13 protein-coding genes and 2 pseudogenes are annotated in these 17,722 nt (G+C 64.0%); 7 read left to right on the top strand and 8 right to left on the bottom strand.

All coding sequences use genetic code 11. From position 1 onward, the window contains the following. Positions 1 to 54: 54 nt before the first annotated feature. The 3 genes from KB874_RS13140 to KB874_RS13130 are packed head-to-tail and all read right to left on the bottom strand — an operon-like array spanning position 55 to position 3,125. Positions 55 to 1,296 (bottom strand): urea ABC transporter substrate-binding protein, encoded by a 1,242-nt coding sequence (locus tag KB874_RS13140; RefSeq protein ID WP_212537012.1) that lies wholly within the window; start codon positions 1,294 to 1,296, stop codon positions 55 to 57. A 48-nt stretch (positions 1,297 to 1,344) separates the two neighbouring features. Beyond that, positions 1,345 to 1,971: an ANTAR domain-containing response regulator gene (locus KB874_RS13135; protein WP_212537011.1), complete on the bottom strand. Its 627-nt coding sequence runs from the start codon at positions 1,969 to 1,971 to the stop codon at positions 1,345 to 1,347. After that, positions 1,968 to 3,125, bottom strand: coding sequence for a transporter substrate-binding domain-containing protein (locus KB874_RS13130; protein WP_212537010.1), 1,158 nt, complete (start codon positions 3,123 to 3,125; stop codon positions 1,968 to 1,970). Before KB874_RS13130 ends, KB874_RS13135 begins: the two co-directional genes overlap by 4 nt. Positions 3,126 to 4,304: 1,179 nt before the next feature. Between KB874_RS13130 and KB874_RS13125 the strand changes: the two genes are divergently transcribed. The 3 genes from KB874_RS13125 (at position 4,305) to KB874_RS13115 (ending at position 7,587) form a co-directional block, all read left to right on the top strand. Next, positions 4,305 to 5,381 carry an AraC family transcriptional regulator gene (locus tag KB874_RS13125; protein WP_212537009.1) on the top strand — a complete coding sequence of 359 codons (1,077 nt, stop codon included), beginning with the start codon at positions 4,305 to 4,307 and terminating at the stop codon, positions 5,379 to 5,381. Positions 5,382 to 5,427: 46 nt separating this feature from the next. Further along, positions 5,428 to 6,621 carry a methyl acetate hydrolase AcmB gene (gene acmB, locus KB874_RS13120; protein WP_212537008.1) on the top strand — a complete coding sequence of 398 codons (1,194 nt, stop codon included), beginning with the start codon at positions 5,428 to 5,430 and terminating at the stop codon, positions 6,619 to 6,621. Positions 6,622 to 6,702: 81 nt separating this feature from the next. Then, positions 6,703 to 7,587, top strand: a complete 885-nt coding sequence (locus KB874_RS13115; RefSeq protein WP_212537007.1) for a helix-turn-helix domain-containing protein — start codon at positions 6,703 to 6,705, stop codon at positions 7,585 to 7,587. 195 nt (positions 7,588 to 7,782) lie between these two features. Here KB874_RS13115 and KB874_RS13110 read toward each other — a convergent pair whose 3' ends face one another. Continuing rightward, the gene (locus KB874_RS13110) at positions 7,783 to 9,387 is read right to left on the bottom strand and encodes a flavin-containing monooxygenase (RefSeq protein ID WP_212537006.1); all 1,605 of its coding nucleotides are present in this window, start codon (positions 9,385 to 9,387) and stop codon (positions 7,783 to 7,785) included. Between the two features lie 440 nt (positions 9,388 to 9,827). On the opposite strand from KB874_RS13110, the pseudogene KB874_RS23385 reads away from it, so the two are divergent. Further along, positions 9,828 to 9,917: pseudogene (locus tag KB874_RS23385) on the top strand (terminase gpA endonuclease subunit); the annotation flags it as partial. A 196-nt stretch (positions 9,918 to 10,113) separates the two neighbouring features. On the opposite strand, the gene KB874_RS13100 reads toward KB874_RS23385, so the two are convergent. The 3 genes from KB874_RS13100 to KB874_RS13090 all read right to left on the bottom strand — a co-directional run bounded on the left by KB874_RS13100 (position 10,114) and on the right by KB874_RS13090 (position 12,894). Continuing rightward, complete coding sequence (locus tag KB874_RS13100; protein ID WP_212537005.1) at positions 10,114 to 10,413, bottom strand: hypothetical protein; 300 nt, start codon at positions 10,411 to 10,413, stop codon at positions 10,114 to 10,116. Positions 10,414 to 10,502: 89 nt separating this feature from the next. Beyond that, complete coding sequence (locus KB874_RS13095) at positions 10,503 to 11,774, bottom strand: hemolysin family protein (protein WP_212537004.1); 1,272 nt, start codon at positions 11,772 to 11,774, stop codon at positions 10,503 to 10,505. Between the two features lie 97 nt (positions 11,775 to 11,871). Beyond that, the gene (locus KB874_RS13090; RefSeq protein ID WP_346346549.1) at positions 11,872 to 12,894 is read right to left on the bottom strand and encodes a DUF6635 family protein; all 1,023 of its coding nucleotides are present in this window, start codon (positions 12,892 to 12,894) and stop codon (positions 11,872 to 11,874) included. A 202-nt stretch (positions 12,895 to 13,096) separates the two neighbouring features. Here KB874_RS13090 and KB874_RS13085 point away from each other — a divergent pair, with 202 nt between their 5' ends. From KB874_RS13085 to KB874_RS13075, 3 genes and pseudogenes are all read left to right on the top strand, one after another. Then, positions 13,097 to 14,017, top strand: a complete 921-nt coding sequence (locus KB874_RS13085; RefSeq protein ID WP_212537003.1) for a calcium/sodium antiporter — start codon at positions 13,097 to 13,099, stop codon at positions 14,015 to 14,017. Positions 14,018 to 14,419: 402 nt separating this feature from the next. Then, positions 14,420 to 16,930 carry a protein translocase subunit SecD gene (secD, locus tag KB874_RS13080; RefSeq protein ID WP_212537002.1) on the top strand — a complete coding sequence of 837 codons (2,511 nt, stop codon included), beginning with the start codon at positions 14,420 to 14,422 and terminating at the stop codon, positions 16,928 to 16,930. Between the two features lie 79 nt (positions 16,931 to 17,009). Next, positions 17,010 to 17,340 (top strand): annotated as a pseudogene (locus KB874_RS13075) (transposase); the annotation flags it as partial. A gap of 207 nt (positions 17,341 to 17,547) precedes the next feature. Here the strand turns inward: KB874_RS13075 and KB874_RS23160 are convergent. Next, a complete protein-coding gene (locus KB874_RS23160) occupies positions 17,548 to 17,682 on the bottom strand; it encodes a hypothetical protein (RefSeq protein ID WP_283054529.1) in 135 nt (44 codons plus the stop codon). Positions 17,683 to 17,722 lie beyond the last annotated feature (40 nt).

The following is a 17,722-nucleotide window of genomic DNA, read 5'->3' as shown; positions in this document are numbered from 1 at the left end:
TCTGTAACAGAAAGGGATGCCGGGCGGATCAGACCCGCCCGGCAGGTCAACCGATCACTGCGCCGGCGGCGGCGAGGACGGGGTGTACTGGGCGCTGGGGTCGTTCTGGGTCAGGTCGCAGCCTGCCTCGCCCAGCCAGTACGGCTTGATGTCTTCCCAGACCTTGGGGAAAGCGATCGAGTGGTCGTCGTTCACCTTGGCCAGATAGATGGTGTGCGACATGTGCTGGCTCTTGGGGTCCAGACAGACATTGCCGGACGGCCCGTCAAAGCAGACGTCGCCTTCGGCCAGGACGGTGCGGATGGCGTCGTGATCGGTACTGCCGGCACGCTCGACCATCTGCTTGTACAGGTTCATGGCGATGTACGAATTCGCCGCTTCCTGGTTGATGTAGGGCTCGTCGGGGAACATCGCACGGAACCTCTCGACGAAGGCCTTCGACGCAGGGGTGTCGATTTCCTCGATGTAGTTGGTGGTCACGAACATGTTGGCCAGGCTCGGGGGGGTGAAGCGCTTGTGCTCATAGCCCTGACCGACGTTCACCGACGACGCCATCGGCAAGCCGACATTGGCCGAGGCCGCCTGCTCGTAATAGGAGGCCTGCGCGGCCCCGACCAGCAGCGTGACGACGAAATCCGCTTCGGTCGCCTGGATGTTCTGGATGGTCTGGCCGAACTGCGACACGCCGAGGGGAATGAACTCTTCGCCGACCATGGTGCCGCCGTTCTCTTCGACGATCTGGCGCACCCATTCAGCCGAGATCTGGCCAAAGTTGTAATCGGCGGCCAGCGTGTAGACATTGGGGCCGTATTCTTCCATCATCCAGGGGATCAGCGTCGAGAACTGCTGTTCCGGCACGGCGCCGGTGACGATCATGTTGTTGTCGCAGACGCCGCCTTCATACTGGTTGTTGTAGAAGGCCAGACCGTCGAACTGGTTGACGATGGGTCGGTAGGCCTCGCGCGAAGCCGAGGAAAACCCGGCGAAAACGACATCCACCTTGTCGGACTGAAGCACCCGGCGCATGAATTCCTGATACCGACGGTTGTCGGACTGGGTGTCATAGATCACCAGCTCCACCGGGCGCCCATCGATGCCGCCGGCGTCGTTAATTTCCTTGGCGGCCAGTTCGATGGCGTGGACCTTGACCATGGTCGCGGCGGCGAAATCGCCGGACTGGTCTTCGAGGACGCCAATCCGGATGGGGCCGTCCTGGGCGACCGCGGGGGCCACGGCGACAAGCGCCAGGGCGGCGCCGGCCATCAGGCTGGCCAGGGTCGGTCGAATGCGTGTCATGAGACTCTCTCCACTGTTGGTGTTCTGTCGGGTTGAGCAATGTACCGATTAGTCCGGTCTTGTTGCGCGACCTTGGTTCGACCCGGCGTCCTGCGCAGGATCGGGGCCAAGTCCGATGGCATGTCGCGCCATGTCCTCCATCGGAATTCTGCGCTGCATGGCCTCGCGCCGCAGCCATTCGTAGGCGTCTTCTTCGGACAGGCCACAGCCGGTCATCAGCCGCATCACGGCCTTGGTCACGACGCGCCGTCCGGCCAGACGCCGGTGCAGCGCCTGCATCTCTTGGCGCTGACGCATCCGCAGCGCGTGTTCGTTAACCGCAAGCAGCAGCGCCGTGAAGATGCCCGAGCTGCGCACCGGCTTGAGGATGTGGCTGGCGGCGCGGGTGTGGATGACCCGCGCCAGACGGCTGGGCGCCTCGCTGCCGATCAGCGCGATCAGCGGCAGATCGGTCAGAGTGCTGTCATCCCAGCCGGCATCGCTTCCGTCGTCGGCGTCAAAGAAGATCACGTCGAAGGGCCGTGGCCCGGCCTCACCCGCCGGCGGGGTCCGCGCCAGCGTCACCTCCAGCCCCAGCTTCAGCAGCGTCTGCTGTAGCGTGACGCAATTGCTGTCGGGGGCCATCATCACCAGCGCCCGCAGCCCGCGAAAGTTTTTCTGGATCGCGCGGCTCATTGGATCAACCGCAGGTCGCGACCGCCGCCGTCGCGGGCATCGTGGGTCCAGGTCAGGTAGGGGTCGGGGCGCAGCGCCACGGGATGTTCCACGAGGATGTCAAAGCTGCCGTCCCGGCGCGACCGGCCGATGCGCGGCCGCATCCAGCAGTGCAGGTTGTCGCCGTCCACCGTCACCCGCCCCTGGGGCGCGTCGAAGCTGAGGTCGCGCACCGCCTCGCGTACCGCGGCAAAGCCGGTGCTGCCGGCCCGCGCCGCCGCCCGGGCCAGCAGATGCACCGCCACATAGGCCGATTCCGCGTCTGCCGACGCCTGTCCCATCTGCGGGAAGCGCGCATTCCACAATCCCACGAAACGGCGGTTCTCCACCGACGCGATGCTCGAAAAATAGACCGAGGACGACAGGTGTCCCGCCGCCGCGTCGCCCAGCATGGGCAGTTCGGATTCGGACAGGCTGCAGCTGGCGGCGGGCATATCGCGGGGCTGGTCGATCCCGGCCGCCTCGGCCGCTGCGCGGAGCATCTTCAGGAAGGCAAAGCCGGATTGCCCGATCAGCGTGGTGAAAACGAAATCCGGACGGTCGGCAATGATCTGCGCGACCACATCGCCAAGGTCGGTTTCGCCGACGGGAAAATACCGTTCGCCCAGTACGGCGCCCCCCGAGGCGGCGATCGCCTCGCGCAGGATGCGGTTGTTTTCCCAAGCCCAGATGTAGTTCGATCCGACCATCCAACCGCGCGTGCCGAACTGTCTGAGCAGATGCCGGGTCAGCGGGACGATGTGCTGGTTCGGGGCCGCGCCGATATAGACGATGTTCTCCGAGGTCTCGAAGCCTTCGTAATGCGACGGATACCAAAGCATAGCATCCGCCTTTTCGAACAGCGGCAGTACCTCCTTGCGGCTGGACGAGGTGTAGCAGCCCACCACATGCTTGAGTCCATGATCCTGCAGCAGGACCCGCGCGCCATCGACATAGCCGGCAAGATTGCCGCCGGGATCTATTGCCACGGGGGTGATCTTTACTGGCTGCCCGGGATGGGCATTGATCTCGTCTATGGCGAGTTCGGCGCCGGCGTGAATGGCGCGACTCACCGCCTCGTAAGAACCAGTCTGCGAGATCAGCAGACCTATCGGGAGTTCCAGTCGCGGTACCATCGATCCCCAGACATTAAAAAAGCCCCTGTCAGCGTGGTTGCTGCAGAGGCTACGTTGCCAAGCCGCTTTTCGCGGAGATGTATCTTTGGAACTGCGGCGGTCTCGCCATTGAGCCCATGTCCGCATGGCGTTGACGTTAGGGCACGGCCGCGTGGTTTGGCAAGTGATTTGGTAGACGCACACGGGTTCCGCTGGACGCTCTGCACACAAAATGTGCAGCTTTGGATCTGTTTTTCGATAGTCTGCCCCGTGATTCAGCGGACGCGGTTTGTATCGATCCCGCGAAGAGGCAGGTTTCAAGAACGGCAAGACGGCAGCGCCATGCAGAGACCGGCGCTGATCTCATCCCGCGCACCAACCTGCCGTACTCCCGTGACAGCATCGCTATATGCCAGACTTGCGGTGCCAAGAACATGTTGAAGGAGAGCCCAGCCAAGGGAAAAGTCACGAGTATCGGCGTCAATCTCGCAAAAGCTTCAATCAGTTGAACGGAGCCCGCGCGAACGCTTCCGTGTCGCTCCAGAAGAACTGTCCCTGTTGCAATTCGCCGGGTTTGCTCGCAGTCGCGACAGAGCCGGATGACTGTCAAAATGTCTGCTTTATTATATAAAACAGATGCTTATGCGGCGGAAAACGTTGGATTCCAGGCCCATCCCCTCCGCCACTTGCCCCCGCGAAAGCGTTCTCCTGATCCGGCGGCGGCCGGATTTTTCCGTTGTTTTCGAGGGTTATGCGGGAGGGGCTGTTAACCGGCCCTTCTGCCGGGAGGCCCCGAAGTGGTCTCTCAAGGCCGATATTCTCCGGACCTCATGACTGCGTGGATTTGGTGAATTGTTTGCAAGTATTGAAAAATAAGGCCCTTTTTCTTGTCTTGACCAGAACGCTTCGATTTCAGTTGGGTTCGCCAATCGGGCTTGAAATCGAACCCCGCGACAGCGTTCGCATGGCCTCACTGGCAGACGCCGCTTGACATGCGCGAGCACAAGACAACGGATACCTTCTGTATCTGGTCGCGGCTCCTCTGCGCTGCCTTTATGGTGTCTTGGTGTTTGCTCACATCGACTGAGCCATAGAAAACCGTCCGTTCCCAAGGACCGCAGTGCAGGGCATCGCACTCGACAAGAGGGCGAATGTGGTTCAGCCTGTACGAAGCCCTCTTCAACAGTTGGACCCGGGTCTATGCGTGAAGACGCCATCAATCCCTTTTCTCCGTCGGAGGCCTTCGGAGATGCACGGGCGGGCCGTTCCGCGAACTGGGACGAAATCGAGGAATTCTGCAGCACCACCTACATGCCCTATCGGGTTAGGCCGCTGGACCGTCTGGCAAAGCCGGATGCCATCATGACTGCGAGTCCCCTGGGGCGCATCACGGTGTCGCGCTTTGCCTATGGCACCGGCGTGTATCTGAACAAGTTCGACCCCGAGACCGGCAGGATCCTGGTGCTGAACACCATCAAGGGGGCGCTGAATCACCACTGCGACGCCGCGCCCGCGACGACCTCTTCGGGCGAAAGCTTCGTCGTCGATTGCTCGCGCACCGATTACTGGCTGGAGGCCGATCCGGCACATCTTCAATTCAACCTGACGGTTCCGCATGATGTTGTCGCGGATGTCGCGGCCAAGTGGTTCGGTTTCGTCCCGGACGATGCGCTCTGGACCCGAAAGGTGAAATTCGGCGGCCCGCAATCGCGTTGGATCGCGCTGATGGGCTACGTATCTCGGTCTCTTGCCGAGCTGGCGAAGATGTCGCCGGACGCACCGCTGGCCCGGCACCTGGAGGAAACGGTCTGCCTCGATCTCCTGCAGGAATGGGCGGGCGCTGCAGGCGTGTCGCTGGCAAGCGGTTCGCGCAGCGCCGCGCCCTACTACGTGCGCCAGGCGGAAGAGCTGATGACCGCCGAGGCGCGCGAAGCCCCGACCATCGGCCAGATCGCCCGGCGCGTCGGCGTGTCCGCCCGCAGCCTGTCCGAAGGGTTTCGCCGGTTTCGCGGGATCACGCCGCGCGAGTTCCTCGCGGCGCAGAGGCTGGAGAGGCTGCGGGCCGAACTGGAGGCGGAAACCGCCGGTCGCACCGTGACCGAGATCGCCGCGGGCTGGGGCTTTGCCAACAAGGGCGCGCTGGCGGCCGCCTATCGCGCGCGCTTCGGCGAGCTGCCGTCCCAGACGCTGATGCGCGGACGCCATGCGACGCCACCGCGTCGTCAGTTTGCTTCCGAACCCGGACAGCGGCTTCCGAAGGCGGACAGACAGACGTGAGTCGAGCCTGTACCCTCTCCTGACACGAACCGTCAGGGAGGAGACGATGACTGATCTGAAATCCGGCTGCGATGCCGTGCTTCGCGGCGTGACCGAAGGCGAGAATCGCGTGCCAGGCGTCGTTGCCATGGTCACCGACCGCAAGGGCGACATCTATTCCGGTGCGCAGGGCGAACGCCGTCTTGGTGGCGCGCCGATGACCGAAGACACCGTCTTTGCAATCTTTTCGACGACCAAGGCAATCGCGGGCACCACCGCGCTTCAGTGCGTCGAAGAAGGGCTGCTGGACCTCGATGCACCGGCTAAGGAATACGCTCCGGCCATCGGCAAGTTGCAGGTGCTCGAAGGCTTCGACGCCTCGGGTCAGCCCCGTCTGCGGGCGCCGAAATCCGATGTAACGACCCGCCAGCTGATGCTGCATACGGGTGGGTTCGGCTACGACTTCTTTTCCGAGAGTTACAAGCGTCTTGCCGAAGAGCACGGCCAGCCCTCGGTCGTCACGGCCAGCCGTGCGGCCATCGAGACCCCGCTGCTCTTCGATCCGGGCGAGCGCTGGGAATACGGCAGCAACATCGACTGGGTCGGCCAGGTGGTCGAGGGCGTCCGCGGCAAGCGGCTGGGCGAGGTGATGCGCGAGCGCGTGTTCGATCCGCTCGGCATGACCGACATCGCCTTCACCCGCACCGACGGCATGAAGGCGCGGTCCGCCACGATCCATGCACGCGGCGCGGACATGAGCCTGACCCCGCTGGACGATTTCGCCCTGCCGGACAATCCCGAGATCGACATGGGGGGCCACGGGCTGTACGGCACCGTGCCGGAATACATGAAGTTCATCCGCATGTGGCTGAATGACGGGGCCGGGCCGCATGGCCGGGTGCTCAAGCCCGAAACCGTGGAATGGGCCGTCAAGGGTGCACTGGTGCCGCCGCAGAAGGTGACCATGCTGCCGGGCGTGATCCCCAGCCTGTCCAACGATGCCGAGTTCTTTCCCGGCCTGAAGAAGGACTGGTCCTATACCTTCATGGTCAATTCCGAGGAGGCGCCAACAGGCCGCCCGGCGGGGGCGATCGGTTGGGCGGGGCTGGCGAACAGCTTCTACTGGATTGACCGCAAGAACGGCGTCGGCGGCTACTGGGCGACACAGATCCTGCCCTTCGGGGATCCCGTGTCCTTCGTCGGCTACCTCGACTTCGAGGCGGCGGTGTATCGCGCCATGACGGGTGCCAAGGCGGCCTGATCGCGCGATCGCCTTGTCGGACGACCGGGGTGCGGGGGCGTTTCGCCGTCGCACCTCCGTTCCATTCGGGAGGGAAGGACCATGACGGAACCGATCTGCTGGCGGGACCTGCCGGATTTCGTGCCGGGCCGCATTGGCCTGTGCAGCGACGGGCAGGGATGGAAGAACGTCGGGCTGCGATCCTATCACTATCAGGGACAGGACGTGATCGTGCCCGCGATGAAGGATTTCATGCTGGTGGGGTACCGTGCAGGTGTCACGCCGATGCAGAGGCGTTTCGACGGACGCTGGACGCGAGAGACGCTCAGCCCGGGCGCGGCATCCTTCCTGACACGCGCGCAGGCGGCACACTGGACCTGGACCGAACCCGTCGACGTGACGCATGTCTACCTGTCATCCGCCCTGCTGAACGATGTCGCCAGCGAGATGTACGACCGCCGCGTCACCGAGGTCTCGCTGGGCGACGTCCTGCGCACCGATGATCCGGTCGTCACCCACGCCATGGCGGCGCTGTCGGCCGAAGCACATCAGGGTGGCGTGGGCGGCGCGCTCTATGTCGACGCCCTGTCGCGCGCGCTGGTCATCCACCTGTTGCGAAACTACGCAACCGTGCGGGGCGGCGAGAGCCGTGGGTCCGGAACCCTGTCTCTAAACCAGCGGCGCAAAATCTGCGAGTTCATCGAGACCAACCTGTCAGAGGCCCTCGACCTGACCATGCTGTCAAAGGCGCTGGACATGACGCCCTGCCTGTTCGCGCGGCAGTTCAAGGCCAGTTTCGAACAGCCGCCCTATGCCTACGTCATGCAACGTCGCGTGGAACGGGCCCGGCGCCTGCTGGCGAACAGCGACCTCGCGATCAAGGCGATCGCTGCAGATTGCGGGTTTTCGGATCAGGCCCATCTGACGCGGCTGTTTCGGCGCGCCTATGACATGCCGCCTTCGCAATACCGCCTCTCGCTGAACTGACGTCAGTGCAACGCTCTCGCGAGCAAAGGCCGGCTGGCCCCATTTGTGCCTTCCCGGCGATTTCATACCCGCGAAGGCGGTCGAAGGCGGGACGCTCAAATCGACTTGCCCGCATTCTTCCCGCCCGGTTCATGCAGGTTCTCCCCGGGCATGACGGCCGCTGCGATGCCGCAGCGGCCGGTTTCATTGCGGTGGTCAGGCCGTCTCGAAGCCCGCATAGCCGCTGTCGGCGACCTCCTTGCATTTCTGCCGATAGGTGCCGGCGCCGCCGGTATACGACAGGAACCGCTTGGGCTTGCCCGGGATGTTGGAGCCGTTGTACCAGCTGTCGGTCTTCGAGAAGAGCGTCGCGTTGACCAGGTCATCGTGGTGCTGGATCCAGGCGCGCTCGAATTCCGCCGAGGGTTCGATCACCGTCTTGCCCGTCTCGCGCAGGTACTTGATGCAGTCGTTGATCCACTCGGTCTGCTGTTGCAGGCAGGTGGTCATGTTGCACAGCGCGGCCGACGGCGCCAGCGGCGCACCGGTCATGAACAGGTTCGGGAAACCATGGACCTGCATCCCCAGCGAAGTGCGCGTTTCCTTGTGCCATTCATCCCGCAGCGTCATGCCATCGCGGCCGGTGATGTCGATCCGCGACATGCCGCCCGTGCCCGCATCAAAGCCCACTGCCATGATGATGATATCGACCTCGTGCACCGTGCCGTCGGCGAGCTTGATGCCCTCCGGCACGATCTCTGCGATGGGGTTGTCCCGGACCTTGATCGCGTGAACGTGGGGCAGCCGGTAGACCTCGAGATAGTTGGTTTCCAGCGGCACGCGATGGGTGCCGAACCCGTAGTCCCCGACCTCGGGCACCAGGGCGTCGATCAGCTCCGGATCCTTCAGCCGTTCGCACATCTTGTCGCGCACGAACTGCGAGACTTCGCGGCTCACATCCTCTTCGAAGAACATCTCGCCAAAGGAGGCCAGCCAGAGCTTCAGCGATCCGTCGGCGTGGATTTCTTCCAGCCGCGCGCGCCGCTGCTCGGGCGTCAGGTCGGCCCAGGCCACCGTGAAGTCATATTCGAAGCCGGTGAAGGTGTTGGGCAGGTTCTGCTTCAGTTCGTCGAAACGGCTCTTGTACCACTTGACTTCCTCGGGGCCGTATTTCGGGTTCTTCATCGGCAGCACGTATTGCGGGGTGCGCACGAACACCTTCAACTCGTCGACCGAGTGGGCGATGGTCTGGATCACCTGGATGCCCGTGGCGCCGATGCCGATCACGCCGACCTTCTTGCCTTTGAAGTCGATCCCCTCCCTGGGATACAGGCCGGTGTGCACGATGGTGCCCCGGAAGGTGTCCTGCCCCTTGAACCGATCGGTCAGGGGCGCCGAGAGCATTCCGGTACAGCCGATCACGAACCGGCTGTCAAAGACGTCGCCCTGATCGGTGCGCACGGTCCAGCGCCCGGTCGCCTCGTTGAACTCGGCGCTGGTCACGCGCGTCGAGAACTTGATGCTCTTGCGAAGGTCGAGCCGGTCCGCGATGTAATGCATCCAGCGCTCGATCTCGGGCTGGGCCGGGAACCGCTCGCTCCAGGTCCAGTCCTTGTAGAGATCCTCGTCGAACAGGTACTGGTAGATATAGCTTTCGGAATCGAACCGCGCGCCGGGGTAGCGGTTCCAGTACCAAGTCCCGCCGACATCGGATGCGGCATCCAGGCCCAGAACATCGACGCCCTGCTGGCGCAACTGATGGATCTGGTAGAGCCCGGAGACACCGGCACCGATCACGATCGCATCGACTTGCTTGTTCATGACTTTCCTCCCTTCGCGCTGACGCGCTGAAAACGGTTCCGTGCGCAGCGCAGGTCGCCCAAGGCCGCACGGCCATTGTAGCTTTCCACTTGAGCGGGATTGGGTCTTGAACGTTCGGAGTCTGGTTCTTGAACATTCCTTGAGAGTTCCAACAAAAATGTCGTTCGAAAGACATTTCGCCCGACCTAAACGCTGTCACGATCAGCGATCTGCACAAGGCGGTCGCAGCGATGCGGACGGCGCCGAGAGACAGTGCGCCGCATCAGTCGCATAGCGGAGCGAGCCTGCGTTAGACTTTCATGGGGGAGCACCGGGGGGATAGGTGTCAGATGGTCGAGACGACACAAGCCGAAAGCCCGTGATTACAGCAGTTTAGAACGCTGATCCGACCAAGCGAGCGAAAAGAGGTCCAGCAACCGCGCCAAGGCCAGAAAGAGCAGTGGCCGGCCGGGACTGTCCCTCAGCGGGGCCTGTTCCTGATTGCGGGCGCCGACGTGCAGAAAGACCGGATCGAGGTCGATGTCTGGGCTTGCGCGACGGTTCGTTCTGAGGACGGAAGGCCAGTGACGTGCCCGCCCGTTGTCGAATACAGCCAGGAGCTTCAGGCAAGGGCTGCCGAGGAACTGGCTTCGCTTCCGGAGGGCTCGGCGGCTGCTGATTTGCTGGCCGATTACGCCGTGATGCGGCAGCAAGCGCGCGTGCCGCTAGTCGACGGAGTTCCTACAATCAAGTCAGGCTCAACGCCGCCATCAACAGAACCGTCGCGCCGCGGGCGAGATCGCCGTGGATGGCTGGGCCATCGTAACGGACCGCAGCGCGCCATACGCCCACGGTCGCCACGACATTGTAGGGGAGCGACACCCCATAGCCGATGAACAGCGCCGCCAATGCCAGATCCTGCATGATAAGGATCAGGAAAAGCACGCTCGTCACAACGTTGACCAAAAGGCCTACGGTGACTGCCCACGTCCAGAAGGCATCACGGAGTGGCAATTCACCCCGCCAAAGCGCGACAAGATTGGTCATGAACCGAGCTTACGCGCAGGCGGGGGGGCACTGCCACGCCCCCGCATGGGCAACTTGACGGCGCGGGCAGTGTTTCTGTTTGGCTAGCCTCATCGGCCGACCAGAAGCTTGTCGATCCGTCGCCCGTCCAGATCGACGACCTCGATTGTCCACCCCTGCAGTTTCAATCGCTGCCCGACGTCCGGCAGATGTCCGATCTCATCGAGCACCAGACCCGCGACTGTCTCGTAGTCACGGTCAGCTTCGATCTCCAGTGAGAGCAGGTCGGCAAATTCGTCCACCGGCATCCAGCCTGCAATCAGGTAGGATCCATCCGCTCGCGTCACGACCTTCGGCTCGTCCGTTGCGCTATCCGGAAACTCACCCGCGATCGCTTCGAGCACGTCCATCGGCGTGATGATCCCCTCGAAATGCCCGTACTCGTCATAGACCAGCACCATGTGCGCCGGTGACGTGCGCAGGCGATCGACGACTTCCAGCGCGCTTTGGCCGTCCCGGACCGTCGGCGCTTCCCGAAGCAGCGCGCGCAGATCGAACGGCTCGTTCATGAGCGCGGGGGCCAGGATGTCGCGGGTGGTCAGGACCCCAATCATGTTGTCGACGTCCCCCTCCCAGACTGGCAAGCGGGACCGGCTCAAATCATGAAGTCGCTGCAGGAGTTCCGCCTTGTCGCTATCGGCATCAAGCGTCTCGACCTCGTGCCGGGCTGTCATCAGGCCGCGCGCCGTCCGGTCCGCTATCCGCATGACGCCTGCGATCATCTGGCTCTCGGCAGGGTTCATGGCACCCGAGCTTTCGGCCTCGGCAACGATCAGGCGGACTTCCTCGTCGCTCACCCCGCGGGATTGGCTGCCCGATTGCCCCAGCAGGGCCAGCACCAACTTGCCCGACCGGTCGAGCACCCAGATCAGCGGAGCAGCGACGCGGGCGATGATCCGCATCATCGGGGCCACGCGCGCGGCGACCTGTTCGGGCGCGCGCAGGGCGATCTGCTTGGGCACCAGTTCGCCCACGATCAGCGACAGATAGGTGATTGCGACCACGACTGACCCGACACCAACCGGCTGCGCGAACGCCGATGGCATGCCAGCCTCGATCAGGCTTGCGGACAGACGCGCACCCAGCGTCGCGCCGGAGAAGGCACCCGCGAGGATGCCGACCAGCGTGATGCCGATCTGGACGCTGGACAGGAAGCGGCCGGGATCCTCGGCCAGCCGGATGGCCGTCGCGGCTCCCTTGCTGCCCTTGTCGGCCATCAACTTCAGCCGCGCGGGGCGGGCCGAGACGATGGCCAGTTCGGACATCGCCAGAAGGCCGTTGATCAGCGTCAGAAGAATGACGATCGCAATCTCGAGGTACATTTTCTCCAACTCTTACCGGGTGTTCCGGTCATTGTTCTTGTCGAGGGTCTATATGGTTTCGCATCAGACGGCCATGGCCCACTAGCCGCGCAGGCGGTCAGTTCCTGAAGATGCGGACTGCACTCGCGAGAGCGTCCCAAAGATCAAGTAGGCGGGCAAAGAAGTGCTCGCGCGCAATAAAGGGTTTGTCGCCGCGCCCGACGAACTCCTCCTCCAGCGTGTCCAGAAGGCGTCCCAGGCGGCGGCGGTGGATGCCTAGACGACTCTGCAGGGGGTCCGCGAAAACGCCCGCAAAGGCGGCGAAGACGGAGCCGATCATGACCAGCCCCGCGACTGTGGTTCCCACCAACCATGCAGAAGCATCCACACCGAACACGCCGTACCACATCCCGCCAAGCGTCTGGCCCAGCGGGAACGATGCGATTGCGTTGGTGCGGGCCAAGGCATCCGCGACGCCCGGCGCCATCGAGATCATGCCCGGCGTCAGCGCCTGAAACGCCAGGGCGCCGACAACAAGAACGCACAGCGTCGTTGTCATTTCCGCGACCGCGGATCGGGCACCCGCGTACTCGCCAAGAGAACCTACGATCCGCTGACCAAGGGCTTTAGCCTCGGCGGCGCTTCCCCGCGTGCGGATCATCGCGCGAAACTGCGGTGCCGCGAGGACGGCGCGCGCGAGGGCCGATGGGTCACGGGCCGCAGCCCCCTCGTCGAGGGGCAGGTCCAGAAGATCGGTCACGATGAGCACCTCGACCCTCCGCGCAACAGAGGTGCGCAAGAGGATCCGCCGACGGGACAGCACGTCTGCAGTTCCTCGCCAGCCCGCGCTCCGACAAAGATACGCGGCGAAGCGGGTCAGTACGAGAAGCGGCGAAAGGGCGACGTTGACGGGCGCGCGGATAATGTCCCATCCGAGTGCCGCGCCATGAAGCCGCAGCGTTCCGGGCCAGGTGAAATGCCGTGCCACAAAGTCATCGATCATCGCCCGGCGACAATCGAAGTACTCAAGGTCGAGCGGACTGCCGCTTCTCTCGGCGGTCCGTTCGCCGTTCGATGATGAGCCCATGGCGGTGACCCACCATCTCCTTCCTGCAAGCCATTCAAGCGGGATGCGTTTCACCGATCAAACATCGGGCATTCCGCTTCTATACCGTTTTAGGGATCTCGTGAAGGAAGATCGCGACTGCAAGAGATCTCGCGAGGATTCTTTTCTGTCCGGGACTTCGCAAGCAGCTTTAATTTCAGCGACATCTTGTAGCCGAACCCTTCGATACGCAATTCTGCGCAGAAGGCGGATCAACTGCCTGCGAGGGGCGGTTGCCGTGGACTATCTCTTTCTGATCGGTGGCCTGGTCGGGCTGTTCTTCGGCGGCGAGGCGCTGGTGCGCGGTAGTGTCGGCATCGCCCGGCGCATGGCGATCCCGCCGCTGCTGATCGGCCTGACGGTTGTCGGCTTCGGCACCTCGACGCCTGAATTGCTGGTCTCGGTCGATGCCGCCTGGCGCGGGGTGCCCGACATCGCGCTCGGCAATATCGTGGGCTCCAACATCGCCAACATCCTGCTGATCATCGGCCTGTCGGCGCTGGTCTGGCCGATCAAGGTCATGGGGGCGACGCTGCGGCGCGACACGGCGGTGATGATGGCGGCCGCGCTGGTGCTCGTGCCAATCTTTGCCATGGCGCAGATGGGGCGGCCCGCAGGCCTGGTGCTGGTTGCCGGACTGGTGGCCTACCTTGTCTGGGCCTACCGCCAGCCCGGCGACATGGAGGCTGAGGACGTCGGCGTGCCCGCTCCGGCCTCGGCGCTCGTGTCGATCCTGTGGGTCATCGGCGGCCTTGTCGCCCTCATGGTGGGCGCTCGGTTCCTTGTTGATGGCGCGGTGACTATTGCGCGCGGCTTCGGGATTTCTGAGGCGTTCATCGGCCTGACCATCGTTGCCGTCGGCACATCGCTACCGGAACTGGCGACGTCGCTGATCGCCGCCTTCCGCCGCCAGTCCGAGATCGCCATCGGCAACATCGTGGGGTCGAACATCTTCAACGTGCTCGGCATTCTGGGCGTGACCGCGCTGATCGCGCCGATCCCGGTCGCGTCGCGGTTCCTGACCTTCGATCTGCCCGTCATGATCGCTGTCTCGCTGATCCTCACCGTGCTGCTGCTGACCCGTCCGGTGATCGGACGCGGGATCGGCGTGGCGATGCTGGCGGGCTACGTCGCCTACGTCTGGGGCGCCCAGGGATGACAAACGCGTCCACGCATGATGTGAGAAGGCCTGGAGCGATCCTGTCGCGGCTTCTCATAGTGCTGGCGCTTGTGCTGTTCGGTCTGCCGCAGGGTTATGCGGACAGGATGGCGACGAATCCCGGTCCTGCCGCCCAAGTCACGGTCGAGCAGGCCGTGGGCATCCCCTCCGCGCAGCGGCACCTGCTGCGCGCGCAGGTGCCCGACGACACGTCGTCGCACGCGGTGCTGCCAGGCGCTGCCGTACAGTCCTGGCCATCTCTTTCTGCTGCGACGATATCGCCTGCGCCGCACCAATCCCTCCTGCCCATCGCAATCCGTATCCTGCCCCCGGTCCGGGGGCCGCCTGCGGCCTGACGTGTCTTCGTCAGGCTGAACTCCCAGGCAAGAATGGATACTGAACATGCGCCGACCAGCATGGGTCGTGATGACCTACATCGTCCTGCTGCTTCTGGCAGTTGCGACGGCGCTTCCGAATTTTCTCCCATCGACCGTCCGAAGTACGCTGCCGGACTGGGCGACAAGCCAGACCGTTTCGCTGGGTCTTGACCTGCAGGGCGGCGCGCATCTGCTGCTCGCCGTGGACCGCGATGATCTCGCGCAGGCGCGTCTGCAGGAACTGCGTGAAACGCTCGTCGCCGAAATGCGCGCCCGGAACCTGAACCCCGGCACAATCCGCACCGAGGGGCTGGCCCTCTTGGCCTCCGCAGACGATGCTTTGTTTGCGACACTTCAGAGCGCGGCGGCCTCTTCTGAACAGCCGGGCAGCCCGCCGGATTTCACGGTGGCCCTCGCGAATGGCACCTTGCGGCTGGCATTGACCGAGGCCGGGCTGAACCGCGCCGCCAGTATTGCGGCCGACAGCAGCCTCGAGGTGATCCGCCACCGGGTTGACCAGGTGGGGGTGTCGGAACCTGTCATCAGTCGCGTCAGCGAGGACCGGATCCTCGTGCAGATGCCGGGCGTCGAGAACCCCGCACAACTGCGCGAGCTGCTGGGCTCCACCGCGAAGATGAGCTTCCAGATGGTCGCGCCCGGTCCGGGGCACGGCGTGTCGATGCTGGAGATGCGAAACGGCTCCGGGGCGATCCCGGTCGAGGATCGGGTGGCGCTCTCGGGCGACCGGCTGGAGCGCGCGGCCTCTGCCTTCGACCCCGAGACCGGGCGACCGATGGTCACTTTCGCTTTCGACCGGCAGGGCGCCACTGCCTTTGCCGAGATCACGGCGGCAAGCATCGGCCAGCGCTTTGCCGTGGTCCTCGATGGCGCAGTGCTGACCGCACCCGTCATCCAGTCCGCCATTCCCGGCGGGCAGGGCCAGATCACCGGCGACTTTACCGTGGAAGAGGCCCAGACGCTGGCCGTTCTGCTGACATCGGGCGCACTGCCCGCCTCGCTGGAGGTGATCGAGGAGCGCAGTGTGGGCGCGGCATTGGGCGCGGATTCCATCAGGGCCGGGCTGATCACCGGCGCCGCGGGTCTGGCGCTGGTGGTGGCGATCATGACGGGTCTCTACGGCGGCTGGGGCCTGCTGGCGAGCGCGGTGCTGGGCCTGAATGTCATGCTGACGCTCACGGCGCTTGGGCTGCTGGGGGCCACGCTCACGCTGCCGGGGATCGCAGGCATTATCCTGTGCCTCGGCATCGCCGTGGACAGCAACATCCTGATCTTCAGCCGCATCCGCGAGGAAACGGCGAAGGGCGCCACGGCCATCAAGGCGTTGACGCAGGGCTACGCGCGGGCCTGGGCCACGATCCTTGACGCCAACATCACCACGCTTCTGGCGATGCTCCTGCTGTTCATGTTCGGCGCAGGCGCCATCCGTGGTTTCGCCATCACCATGAGCCTCGGCATCCTGATCTCGATGTTCACCGCCGTGGTGCTGATGCGGATGATGATGGAGGCGCTGGTGCGGCGCCACAAACCGAAACGGTTGGAAATCGCGCCGCTCATCGGCGGGGTGCCTGCGCCCGGCGCCTTTTCGTTCATGCGTCGTGGACGGCTGGCGCTGGCGGTCTCGGCGGCGCTGTCGCTGGGGGCGGTTGGCGCGCTGGTATGGCCGGGGCCGAACCTCGGGATCGATTTCACCGGGGGCGTGCAAATGGTGCTGTGGTCGGACGCAGCCGTGCCCCTGGCCGAGTTGCGTGCCGCCCTTGCCGCCGGGGTGCCGGGCGATGCGAGCCTGCAGGCCTTCGGTGACCCGAACGAGGCCCTGATCCGCGTGCAGGGCGAGGCAGGACAGGCCACAGTCGCGGCGGTGGAAGCGGCCGCCGCCCAGGCCGTTCCAGGCGCGGTCTTCGACCAGATCGACCTCGTCGGTCCAACAATAAGCGGCGAACTGGCGACGACGGGACTGATTGCCCTCTCGCTCGCGGTGCTGGCCATGCTGACCTACATCTGGGTGCGGTTCGAATGGCACTTCGCGGCCGGTGCCATCGTGGTGCTGTTCCTCGACGTCACCAAGACCTTCGGTATCATCGCGCTGACCGGGTGGGAGGTGAACCTGACCACCATCGTGGCCCTGCTGACACTCATCGGCTATTCGGTGAACGACAAGGTAGTGGTCTATGACCGCATCCGCGAGCACCTCCGTGACGGAGCTGAGGAGCCGCTGTCGGACGTGATCGACCGCAGCCTGAACCAGGTTCTGGCGCGCTGCATCTTCACCTCCGGCACGACGCTTGCCGCGCTGCTGCCGATGGCGATCTGGGGTGGACCGGCCGTTGCCGGGTTCGCCTGGCCGATGATCGCCGGCGTGGTGATCGCGACAGGATCGTCGCTCTTCGTGTCTGGACCTGTGTTGGCATGGCTCGCCGTGCGCAGCCCGGCCGCGATGAGCGGCCACGCATTTCAGCAACAAGGTCAGGCGAAGCGCGCGCCGGGAGAAGCGACGCTCCCGGCGCGGCCCGCCTGACCGCGCCCGGGTAATCCTCCCCGATCTTAGGGGGATGCGGACGTAGAATTTTCTCGGCAGGATGACTGAGGAGCTTCCAATGAAGAAGACACGTTTCACAGAAGCCCAGATCATGGGTGTGCTGCGCCAGGTGGAGGGCGGTGTGCCTGCCGCCGAGCTGTGCCGTGAGCACGGGATGAGCAGCGCCACGCTGTACAAATGGCGAGCGAAGTATGCGGCATGGACGCCAGTCTCATCAGTGAGATGAAGGCGATGGCCGAGGAGAACCGGCGGCTGAAGCGCATGCACGCTGACGTCAGCATGCAGAACGACCTGCTTAAGGAAGCGCTCGGAAAAAAATCCGGCCAACTCAGCGCCGAGAGTTGGCCGTGAAAGCGGTGGCGATGAAGGGCGTCAGCATGACGCCTGCCCAGAAACTGAGAATGACCGCGTAAATTATACGACCAACCCCCAGCAAAAACGGGGGGATTACCAATCAAATACGCATGTCGCGCCTTCTCTCCGGCAATTCTCCATCGTCGATTTTTTCGAGCCGAGTCTGACTGATGCAGCATGTCGCCGCGACGCGCCGCTCCCTGGCTCCGTCTCCAGCGACGAACAAGCACTTGGACGCCTACTTATTTCTTCTTGTGCTCGCCAAGATTGGTCAGGGCTTTTCCCTTCGTGAAGTCGGCTGTTGCAACGACCTTTTCCTTCACCTTCTTGGGCTTCTTCGCTTCACGGTTGCCGCGTTGTTTGTCACCTTTGGCCATTTCAGTTTCTCCTGGTTCTGAATTCTTCAGACGAACAGAT

Source organism: Thetidibacter halocola (assembly GCF_018224955.1).
Lineage (GTDB): Bacteria > Pseudomonadota > Alphaproteobacteria > Rhodobacterales > Rhodobacteraceae > Thetidibacter > Thetidibacter halocola.
Note: the sequence above shows the minus strand (reverse complement) of the source record. Positions and strands in the feature narration are given on the sequence as shown.